Here is an 11,329-nt window from a genome sequence, read left to right as displayed (position 1 = left end):
GTCGCCGGCAACCTCACCCCCGACGCCTCACCCAACCGATTCCGCAACTCCACCGCCAACAACGAGTCAAAACCCAACTCCTTGAAGGTGCGATCGGTGTCGATCGTCCGGTCCGAGGCGTGCCCCAGTACGAGGGCCACGCTGGACCTGACGACGCCGAGGAGTTCGTGCTGCTGCTCCTCGCGGGAGAGCCCCGCAAGCCTGCGGGTGAGCGAGCCGCTGGTGGCGTCGCTGTCGGGGCCCGTGGCCCTGCGCCGAGCGTTACTCCGGACGAGGCCGCGCAGCAGCGGTGGCACGGTTCCCGCGCGGACGGCGGCGGTGTTCAGACGGGCGGTGACGAGCAGCGGCTCGTCACCGGTGAGCGCGGTGTCGAAGAGGGCAAGGCCCTGGTCGGAGGGGAGACCCACGATCCCGGCCCGCCCCATCCGGGCCACGGCCGTTTCGTCCATGTGGCCGGTCATCCCGCTGGCGTCCGACCACAAGCCCCAGGCCAGGGAGGTCCCGGGCAGTCCTTCCGCCCGGCGCTGCTGGGCGAGAGCGTCCAGGAAGGTGTTCGCGGCGGCGTAGTTGGCCTGGCCGGGGCCACCCAGAACGCCGACCACGGACGAGAAGAGGACGAAGGCCGAGAGATCGAGATCGCGCGTCAGCTCGTGCAGGTTGACGGCCGCGTCCACCTTGGGACGCAGGACCCGTTCGAAGTGCCCAGGGGTGAGCCCGGTGACCACCGCGTCGTCGAGGACGCCCGCGAGGTGCACGACACCCGTGACCCGATGCTCGGCGAGCAGCGCCGCCAAGGCCTCGCGATCAGCCGCGTCACAGGCCACGACCTCGGCAACCGCCCCCGCGGCCGCCAACTCGCCCACCAGCTCCGCCGAACCCGGAGCCTCGGCCCCCCGACGGCTGGCGAGCAGCAGCTTCCGCACCCCGTGCTCCGCCACCACGTGCCGAGCCACCAGAGCGCCCAAGGTCCCCGTACCGCCGGTGATCAGAACCGCGCCGTCACCGAACCGGGTCGCCTCACCCGAGGCGTTGGCGCGAGCCAGACGCGGGACGAGCACGTGATCGCCCCGGACGGCGACCTGCCATTCCCCTCCCAGCACGGAGGCAAGGCCCTTGCCGACATCCGGGCCGTGGCCGCCCCCGGGGTCCAGGTCCAGCAGCCCGAACCGCCCGGGATTCTCGGCCTCGGCGGAACGCAACAGGCCCCAGACGGCGGAGGCGGCAAGATCAGTGGGCCCCTCCCCGACCGTGTCCACGGCGCCACGCGTCACGACCACCAAGCGCGCCTCGGCGAACCGCTCGTCCGCGAGCCAGGTCCGGACGGTCTCCCATGTGCTCAGGACCGTACGACGGACGGCTTCCGCGGATCCGTGGCCACCGCCGTCGACGGGCAGGACCACCGTGGAGGGCAACTCCGTCTCCAGCCGGTCCAGGTGGCCGAGGAGGGGAAGGCCGAAGTCAAACGGGTCGGCATCGCCGAGCACCGCCCAGCTGGGTTCGTCGACGACGGCCGTGGAGGCGACGGGTGTCCAGTCCAACCGGAACAGAGCCTCACGAACCGGGGAACCGGACCCCAACCCCTCCACCACGACCGGCCGCAACACCAACGACTCCACGTGCACCACCGGCGCACCCCCGGCATCGGCCACCCACACCGACACCGCATCCCCACCAGCCGGAACCAACCGCACCCGCACCGCCGACGCCCCCACCGCCGACAACGACACCCCCGACCACACAAACGGCAACCGAGTCTCCCCGCCACCCACCGGCAACACCGCGTGCAACGCCGCATCCAACAACGCCGGATGCACCCCGAAGCCCGCAGCCCCGCCCCGCTCCGCCTCCCCCAACTCGACCTCGGCGAACACCTCGTCCCCACGCCGCCACACCGCACGAAGCCCCCGGAACACCGGGCCGTACTGGTAACCGGAGGCGTGGAGTCGGTCGTACAAGTCGCCGATCTCCACCGGCTCGGCGTCCGCGGGCGGCCAGACCGCCAGGTCTACGGAGGGGACCTGCGGTTCTTCGGCGGCGAGGGTGCCCTCGGCGTGCAGGGTCCACTCCTGGTCGTGTTCTGAGTCCTCCGGACGGGAGTACACCGCGATCGAGCGCTGCCCGTCCCCCTCCTGCCCGCCGACGACGAGTTGAAGGTGGACGGCGTCACGCTCGGGAAGAACCAGCGGAGCCTGAAGTGTGAGTTCGCTCAGCCGACCGCAGCCGACCTCGTCCCCGGCCCGAATCGCCAGCTCCACGAAGCCGGTTCCCGGGAAGAGCACGGTGCCGGCCACCGCGTGGTCCGCCAGCCAGGGATGGGTGCGCAGCGAGAGCCGCCCGGTCAGCACAGCGCCGTCACCGCCGGCGAGGCTCACAGCGGCACCGAGCAGTGGATGGTCGGGAGCGGCGAGTCCGGCGCCACCGATATCGGCGGTGCCCGTGCTGGACTCCAGCCAGTAGCGCTGGTGCTGGAAGGCGTACGTCGGCAGATCGACCCGCTTCACGGCACGTCCCGCGAAGACGGCGGACCAGTCGACGTCGGTCCCGTGGACCCAGAGTTCGGCCGCGTTCGCGATGAAGCGGGCGTTCTCGTCCTCGTCCCTTCGCAGCGTTCCCACGACGGTGACCGACTTCTGCGAAGCCTCCGCGATGGCCTGGACGCCCATGGTCAGCACGGGATGAGCACTGATCTCGATGAACCGGAAGTGACTCTGCGCAAAGGCCTGTTGAGCTGCCTCGGTGAAGCGCACCGGCTGACGCAGGCCCTCGTACCAGTACGAGGCGTCCATCGTCGTCGTGTCCAACACCCCGCCGGTCACCGTGGAGATCAGCGGGACACGGGACGCCCGGGGCGCCACCGGAGACAGCGCGTCCAGAAGCCGGTCCCGGATGTCCTCCACGTGCGCGGAGTGGGACGCGTAGTCCACCGGAACCCTGCGCGCCCGCACACCATCGGCTTCGGCGAGAGCGGTGATCTCGTCCAGCGCCTCCGGATCACCGGCGACCACGGTCGCATCCGGACCGTTGAAGACAGCGATCGACACCCGGTCGCCGTACGGCTCAACCCACGCCGACACCTGATCAGCGCCCGCCGCCAGCGACAACATCCCACCACGACCGGCCAGTTCATCGCGGATGGCCGCCGACCGGAGCGCCACCACCCGCGCCGCGTCCTCCAAGCTCAACGCACCGACCACCGCAGCAGCCGCGATCTCCCCCTGCGAATGCCCGATCACCGCAGCCGGTACAACACCCAGCGACTCCCACACCGCAGCCAGCGACACCATGACCGCCCACAACACCGGCTGGACCACGTCCACCCGCTGCATCCAGGCGTCGTCCTCGCCCCGCAGCACCTCCGTCAACGACCAGTCCACGAAGGACCCGAGCGCCGCCTCACACTCCGCGACACGCGCCGCGAACACCGGCGAGGACTCAAGGAGCCCACGTCCCATCCCCAACCACTGAGAGCCCTGACCCGGGAAGACGAACACGACACCGGTTGCCGAACCGGCTGTACCCGACACGGCATTCGGCGCCAGAGATCCCTCCGCCAGCGCACCGAGCGCGGAAGTCAGCTCGCCACTCTCCCGGCCCCACACCACCGCACGGCTCTCCAACGCCGTACGCGAAGACCACAAGCTCCATCCCACGTCCACTGGATCACCAGCGGTCTCCGCCGCCAGCCGCCCAGCCTGCGCCGCCAGACCAACCGCTCCCCGACCCGACACCACCCACGGCACCACCGGCGACCCCGACAAGCCCTCGGAACCGGACACCACCACAGGTGCCGGCTCCGCCTCAGCGGGCGCCTCCTCCAGGACCACGTGCGCGTTCGTCCCGGAGATCCCGAAGGACGAAACAGCGGCCCTACGCGGCCGATCGCCGCCCTCGCCCCACTCCAGCTCCTCCGTAAGGAGCCGGACGTCACCCTCGGACCAGTCCACGTGCGGAGTCGGCTCGTCCACGTGCAGGGTGCGCGGCAGCGCCCCCTCCCGCAGAGCCATCACCATCTTGATGACACCCGCGACACCGGCGGCGGCCTGGGTGTGCCCGATGTTGGACTTGATCGAGCCCAGCCACAACGGCCGGCCGGCGTCCCGCCCTTGGCCATACGTCGCCAGCAGCGCCTGCGCCTCGATCGGGTCACCCAGCGTGGTTCCCGTACCGTGCGCCTCCACCGCGTCCACCTCGGAGGCCGCCACCCCCGCGTTAACCAACGCCGCCCGAATCACCCGCTGCTGGGACGGGCCGTTCGGCGCGGCAAGACCGTTGGAGGCCCCGTCCTGGTTGATCGCCGACCCGCGTACGACCGCCAGCACCTGGTGGCCGTTGCGCCGGGCGTCGGACAGCCGCTCGACGACCAGGACGCCGACGCCCTCGGCCCACGCCGTTCCGTCCGCCGCGGAGGCGAACGGCTTGCAGCGGCCGTCGGCGGCGAGCCCGCGCTGGCGGCTGAACTCCACGAACATGCCCGGGGTGGGCATGACGGTGACGCCGCCCGCCAGAGCGAGGTCGCATTCACCGTTGCGCAGCGACTGCACTGCCAGATGCAGCGCGACCAGCGACGACGAACAGGCCGTGTCGACCGTGACCGCCGGGCCCTCCAGGCCGAAGGTGTACGACAGCCGGCCGGAGACGACGCTCGCCGCGTTGCCGGTGAGGGTGAAGCCCTCGACGGGTTCGGTGGCCTCGTGCAGCCGGTCGCCGTAGTCCTGGGACATGGCCCCCGCGAACACGCCGGTCATGCTGGAGCGCAGGGAGCCAGGGGCGATGCCGACCCGTTCGATCGCCTCCCAGCTCGTCTCCAGCAGCAGTCGTTGCTGGGGGTCCATGGCCAGCGCCTCGCGCGGGGAGATGCCGAAGAACTCGGCGTCGAATGCGGCGGCGTCGTGCAGGAAGCCGCCCTCGCGGACGTAGCTGGTGCCGTGGTGGGAGGGGTCGGCGTGGTAGAGGGTCTCCAGGTCCCAGCCGCGGTCGTCGGGGAAGGGGGAGACGACGTCGCGACCCTCGCGGACGATCCGCCACAGGTCTTCCGGTGAGGCGACTTCGCCGGGGTAGCGGCAGGCCATGCCGACGATGGCGATCGGTTCGCCGGTGTGGACGGTGGTGGTGCGCGTCGTGCGGGGCTGGGTCGTGTCGCCGAGGAGTTCGGCACGGAGGTGGTCGGCGAGGACCGTGGGGGTGGGGTGGTCGTAGAGGAGACCGGCGGGCAGGCGCAGGCCGGTCGCGGCGGCGAGCCGGTCGCGGAGTTCGACCGAGGACAGGGAGTCGAAGCCCAGGTCCTTGAACGACCAGGTGACGTCCAGGGCGTCGGGGTCGTCGTCCGTGTGGCCGAGGACGATCGCGATGTGCTCGCGGATCCGGTCGAGGACGGCCCTGGTCTGCTCGGCGGTGCCGGTGAGTCCGGAGAGGCGCTCCCGCCAGTCGGCGGCGACCCCGTCCAGGACACCGGGCCCGTCATCACCGGTACCGTCCAGGACAGCGGGCCCGTCCTCGGCCGCTGCCCCGTTCGGGGCGACGGCGGTGTCCTCGGTGTTCCGGTCGTCGGGTGCGGCGGGTGGTTCGTTGTCGCCGCTCAGCCAGTACCGCTTGCGCTGGAAGGCGTACGTCGGCAGCGGGACCCGGCGTGCGGCGGGTCCCGCGGAGAAGGCGGGCAGGGCGGGGGCGGCGCCCCGGACGTGCAGTCCCGCCAAGGCGGTCAGCAGGGTCTGCGTCTCGGCGCGGTCGCGGCGCAATGCGGTGAGGAAAGCGACGTCGGTGGGGCGGGCGCCGTCGGGCCGGGCGGTGAGGCATTCGCGGGCCAGGGCCGCGAGGGTGCCGTCGGGGCCGAGTTCGAGGAAGGTGGTGACGCCCTGGTCCAGCAGCCAGTCAACGCCATCGGCGAAGCGCACGGCCTGGCGGACGTGCCGCACCCAGTACTCGGGGTCGCACAGTTCCTCGGCGGGGGCGGGGCGGCCGGTCAGGTTGGAGACGACGGGGATCGTGGGCGGGTGGAAGGTGAGTCCCCGTGCCACGGCGCGGAACTCGTCCAGCATGCCGTCCATGTGGGCGGAGTGGAAAGCGTGGCTGACCCGGAGGGCGTGGGTCTTGCGGCCGCGCTCGGCCCAGGTGGCCGCGTAGGCGCTGACGGCCTCGGCGTCCCCGGAGACGACACAGGAGCCGGGGCCGTTGACGGCGGCGACGGTGATGTGCCCTTCGACTGCGGCGAGTTCGGCGGTGACCTCGTCCTCCGAGGCCTCCAGGGCGGTCATCGCTCCGCCCTCGGGCTGGGCCTGCATCAGCCGACCGCGTGCGGTGACGAGGGCGCAGGCGTCGGCAAGGGAGAGGACTCCGGCGACGTGGGCGGCGGCCAGTTCGCCCACGGAGTGGCCGAGAAGGTGGCCGGCGACGACACCGAGGGATTCGGCGAGGCGGTACAGAGCGACCTCGACGGCGAACAGGGCGGGTTGGGTGACGGCCGTGCGGTCCAGGCGGGCCGCGTTGGCGGGGGTTGGTTCGGCGGTCAGCAGCAGCTCGCGGACCTCGGGGTCGAGGTGGCCGCAGACCGCGTCCAGCGCACGGGCGAAGACGGGCCGGGTGGCGTACAACTCCTGTCCCATGCCCAGGCGTTGGCTGCCCTGTCCGGAGAAGAGGACGGCCGTGCCGCCCTCGGTGACGGTGCCGCGGACGACGTCCGGCGAAGAACGTCCGGCCGCCAGGGCGGCGAGCGCCTTGGCGCCCCGCTCGCGGTCGGCGGCGAGGACGACGGCACGGTGGGCGAACGACGTTCGGGTGGTGGCCAGGGAGTGGCCCAGGTCCGCTGTCGTCTGCTCGGGGTGCGTGTCGAGGTGTTCGCGCAGCTTGCGGGCCTGGGCGCGCAGCGCGGTGGCGGTCCGGGCGGACAGCGGCCAGCCGTGCGGCCCGGCATCGGCGTCCCGCGTCGCGACATCGTCGTCGTCCCGCGCCCCCACAGCATCGGCGCCCTGTGCCACGGCATCAGCGTCTTCCGCTACGGCGTCGGCGTCCCGTACAGCCGAGTCCGCCCCGGCGACGACGGCGTCCGGCGCCTCCGCCAGCACCACATGGCAGTTCGTGCCGCCCATGCCGAAGGAGCTGACCCCGGCGAGGAGTCGATCGTGGGGGCGCGGCCAGTCGCTCAGTGCCGTGTGGACCCGCAGTCCCAGCTCGTCCAGGGGAATGTCGGGGTGCGGCTGCTCGAAGTTGAGGCTGGGCGGCAGTTGCCGGTGGCGCAGGGCCAGGACCGTCTTGAGCAGGCCGGCGATGCCCGCCGCGCCCTCGAGGTGCCCGATGTTGGTCTTGACGGAGCCGACGGCGACCGCGTGGCCGGCGGCGCGGGCGGCCGATCCCGCCGCGGCGCCGAGCGCGGCGGCCTCGACGGGGTCGCCGCGCCGGGTGCCGGTGCCGTGCAGTTCGACGTACTGGAGGTGGGCGGGGTCGATCCCGGCGCGTCGGTGGGCCTGGGCGATGACGCGGCGCTGCCCCTCGGGGGTGGGGACGGTCAGGCCCTCGCCACCGCCGTCGTTGCCGGTGGCGCTGCCCGCGATGACGCAGTGGACGTGGTCGCCGTCGGCGAGCGCGCGGGAGAGCGGCTTGAGGACGACGAGTCCGGCGCCCTCGCCGCGGACGTAGCCGTTGGCACGGGCGTCGAAGGTGTAGCAGCGGCCGTCGGGCGAGAGGGCGCCGAACTTGGCGGCGCTGATGGTGCTTTCGGGGACCAGGTTGAGGTTGACGCCTCCGGCGAGGGCGACCTCGCTCTCACCGGTGCGCAGGCTCTCACAGGCGAGGTGGACCGCGACGAGCGAGGAGGACTGGCCGGTGTCGACGGTCATGCTCGGGCCGCTGAGCCGGAGTGTGTAGGAGAGGCGGTTGGCGATGATGCTGCGGTGCAGGCCGGTGACGCTGTGCGCGCCGATCGCCGTGGCGCCCTGGCGGTGCAGCAGGGAGGCGTAGTCGTCCCAGATGGCGCCGACGAAGACGCCGGTGGTGTGCTCGCCGAGGGTGTGCGGGAGGATCCCGGCGTCCTCCAGGCTCTCCCAGCCGAGTTCCAGCATCAGGCGTTGCTGGGGGTCCATGGCGCCGGCTTCGCGGGGGGAGATGCCGAAGAAGGCGGCGTCGAAGCGGTCGACCTGGTCGAGGTAGCCGCCACGCCGGGTGTTGATCTTTCCTCGGACGGTGGCGTCGGCGTCGAAGTGGGCGTCCGCGTCCCAGCGTTCGGGCGGGGTGGTGGTGACCGCCTCGCGGCCCTCGCGCAGCAGTTTCCAGAAGGCCGTCGGGTCCGGGGCACCGGGAAGTCGGCAGGCGAGTCCGATCACGGCGATCTGCTCGGGGGGTGCCGTGGGTGCCGACCGCGCGTTCGCGGAGTCCGTACGTCCGACCGAGCTTCCCGTATTCGCCACCAGGTCTCCCATTGACGCTCGGCTCCCGAGGAGCGGAACCGAGTCCGGTTCGGACCGGGGGGTGAGGTGAGGTGTCCGGGCGGCTAGGGAGTTCCGCGATTTCCCCGCCGCGTCCGCATAGCGTGGCGGTCTGTGGTCCGGCGTTTTCGTCACCCCGTGCTCCGGCCAGGATGCGACCAACCCTAAGAAGCCCGAGGGGGGCGGCCCAACCCCTGATATGGATTTGCCACTCGGGCATTACGGGCGCGGCGCGTAGGGGTTGGGGGCCGGGTAGGGGTATCGCCTTTCGGGGGGTGGCTGTGACACTGCTCCAGGTTCGTGTGCCGTCGAGGGGAGACGAGGGCCGTGCCCGACGAAGCGACGCGCAAGGCTCTGGCCGTGGCGCACTGCGAGCGCATCAACGCAGGTGATGTGGAGGGCCTGTTGGCCCTGTATTCCCCGGCCGTACGCTTCGAGGACCCGGTGGGGGCCGGTCCACGGGTCGGCCACGGGGCGCTGCGTTCGCATATCGCGGGTGCGGTGGCCGCGGGGGTCCATGACGCCTACGGGGAGCCCGTGGCGGCGCCCGACGGACGGCACGCGGCCGTTCCCGTGATCTCCACCATGAATTTCCTGCCGAACGGTCCGCTGCTGGTGCGCCGTGGAATTCTCGACGCTCCGCGGGAGCCGGAGAAGGCGCGCCTGGAGTTCACCTGCATGCTGGTCGTCGAAGTCGGCGCGGACGGGCTGATCGAGGAGATGCGGGCTTTCTGGGGCAGCTCCGACGTCCGTTTACTGAACTGATTCCATGGATTTCCGACCGGGTTTCCACGGTCGGCCGAGGGACATTCGAGGAAGGTGCGCGGGGGCCATGGACGAGGCGAAGCGCAAGGCGGTCGTGTGGGAATACTGCCGCTTGATGAACGCCGGCGATCTGGACGGTGTCCTCGCCCTGTTCACGCCCGACGCGCGGTTCCAGGACCCGGTGGGCACGGAGGTGCTGGTGGGCCGGGAGGCGCTGCGCCGGCATCTGGGTGCCGCGATCGCCGCGGGCATCGAGGAGATCCCGGGCACGCTGACGGCGGCGCTGGACGGGAGCAGTGTGGCGGTGGCGGTCTCCGGGACGATGGCCGTGCCGGACGCCACCGACGGGGGCCGGGTGGCCTTCCGGCTGGTGAGTCTGATGCGGGTGGACGAGTCCGGTCTGATCTCGGAGGTCCGGATCATCGCGGGCCATTCGGATCTCACACCGGTCCCCTGACCGCCGACTGACCCCCGCCGCCCCGGGTCAGTTCAGCAGTGCCCATTCCTCGGCGGTGAGCGGGGGTTCGGTGAGCGGCGGGTGGGCGGGGCCCGTGCGCAGCGCGTTGAGCACCGCGGGCGACTGGAGGCTGGCGACCGGGGCGGCGAGGGTGGTGACGCCCGCGGAGGCGGCGCTGACCACCGGGTCGGACAGGCCGACCGTGCCGACGCGTTCGGAGAAGTCCTGGCGACTGTGGAGTTCCTCCGACAGCCGCGGGTCCTTGGCCTCGACCCGGCAGCCGGGGTAGAACACGTCCTGTGACGCGGCGAGGATCCACGGGTCGTCGACGGCCGCGGCGACGGCACGCATCACGGTGGCCGCGAGGTCGTGCTTGCCCCGGTGGCGGCGCAGGGTGCGGTCGAGGACGGCGACCGCCCTGGCGGCGGAGCTCATGCCGTGGCCGTAGACGGGGTTGAAGGCGGCGAAGGCGTCGCCGAGCACCACCAGGTTGTCCGGCCAGCGCTCCAACCGGTCGTAGTGGATACGGCGGTTGGCGGTGCTGCGGGAGCCCCGGACGGGGCCCGCCGGTTCGGCGGTCGCGAGGACCTGGCCCACCAGCGGGTGCCGAAGGCCCTCGGCGAAGGCGGTGAACCCCGCCTCGTCCGTCGGAGGTTCGGCGCCCCGGGTGCCGGAGAGGGTGACGATCCACTGCCCGTCCTCGATGGGCAGGATCAGCCCGCTGCGGCCCGGTTCGCCGACGCGGTGGTCGGCGTACACGCTGACCATGGGGAAGCGGGCGGCGGCCCGTTCGGGCGCGCGGTAGATCCGGGTGGAGTAGGTGATCCCGGAGTCGACCACGTCCTCCTCCGGTTCGGGTACGCCGAGCGGGGCCGTCCACTGGCGCAGCCGTGAGCCGCGTCCGCTCGCGTCCACGACGATCTCGGCGTCCAGTGTCGTGACGTCGCCGCTGTCGAGGTCGCGGACGGTGATGCCGTCCAGGTGGCCCTGGGTGCCGCGCAGTTCGTGGACCTCGGTGCGGGTGCGTACGGTGATGGCCTCGTCGGTGAGTACCTGGTCCCGGACGGTCCAGTCGAGCAGGGGGCGGCCGACCGCGAGGAGGAACTGCGTCTCGGGGAAACGCTGTTGCCAGCCGTACGGGGACATGTTCACCATGTCGGACTGGACGCCGATGCGGTGGGCGCCGGCGGAGCGCAGCCGTTCGACGGTGCCGGGCAGCAGTGACTCGACGATCCGGGCGCCGCCCGACCACAGCAGATGGGCGTGCCGGGCCTGGGGAACGCCCTTGCGCGGTTCCGGGCCGGTCGGGAGGTCGTCGCGGTCGATGACGGTGACCCGGTCGAGGTGTCTGCGCAGGGCCCGCGCCGTGAGCATCCCGGCGAGTCCGCCGCCGATCACGGCACCGTGGGTGGGCTTCGTCGACACTGGGTTTCCCTTTCGCCGGCACCCGGACCAGGTCTCGCAATCTAGGGAGCCGGGGCACGGCAGACCAACCCCTAACCCACCGCTCGCGGTGCGCGGAGCGTCAACCCCTATGCGGCGCAGCAGGGGTGGGCGGTCCTTCGACGATCCCGGAACGTGTCCTACCGGTAGCACGAGGTGCCTCGGAGGGCCTTGAGAAGCCGTCGGTCGGCAAAGATTCGGCAAGAATTCGGTCCTGTCTCTGCCGTAAGCTGTCGGCTCGGGCGGCAGG

At 72.0% G+C, this 11,329-nt stretch carries 4 protein-coding genes; 2 read left to right on the top strand and 2 right to left on the bottom strand.

Annotated features, from left to right (window positions below; translation table 11 throughout):
* On the bottom strand, positions 1-8,396 hold an 8,396-nt coding region (locus tag ACWDRW_RS32960; RefSeq protein WP_451729781.1), incomplete at its 3' end, for a type I polyketide synthase.
* 345 nt (positions 8,397-8,741) lie between these two features.
* Here ACWDRW_RS32960 and ACWDRW_RS32955 point away from each other — a divergent pair.
* A complete protein-coding gene (locus tag ACWDRW_RS32955) occupies positions 8,742-9,179 on the top strand; it encodes a nuclear transport factor 2 family protein (RefSeq protein ID WP_451729778.1) in 438 nt (145 codons plus the stop codon).
* Between the two features lie 67 nt (positions 9,180-9,246).
* Positions 9,247-9,636 (top strand): nuclear transport factor 2 family protein, encoded by a 390-nt coding sequence (locus tag ACWDRW_RS32950; RefSeq protein WP_451729775.1) that lies wholly within the window; start codon positions 9,247-9,249, stop codon positions 9,634-9,636.
* A gap of 27 nt (positions 9,637-9,663) precedes the next feature.
* Here ACWDRW_RS32950 and ACWDRW_RS32945 read toward each other — a convergent pair whose 3' ends face one another.
* Entirely contained in the window at positions 9,664-11,061 is a 1,398-nt protein-coding gene (locus ACWDRW_RS32945; protein WP_451729772.1) for an FAD-dependent oxidoreductase, read from the bottom strand.
* Positions 11,062-11,329 lie beyond the last annotated feature (268 nt).

Source organism: Streptomyces sp. NPDC003635 (genome assembly GCF_053587635.1).
The sequence above is the reverse complement of the archived record's forward strand: the minus strand, read 5'-3'. Positions and strand labels throughout refer to the sequence as shown.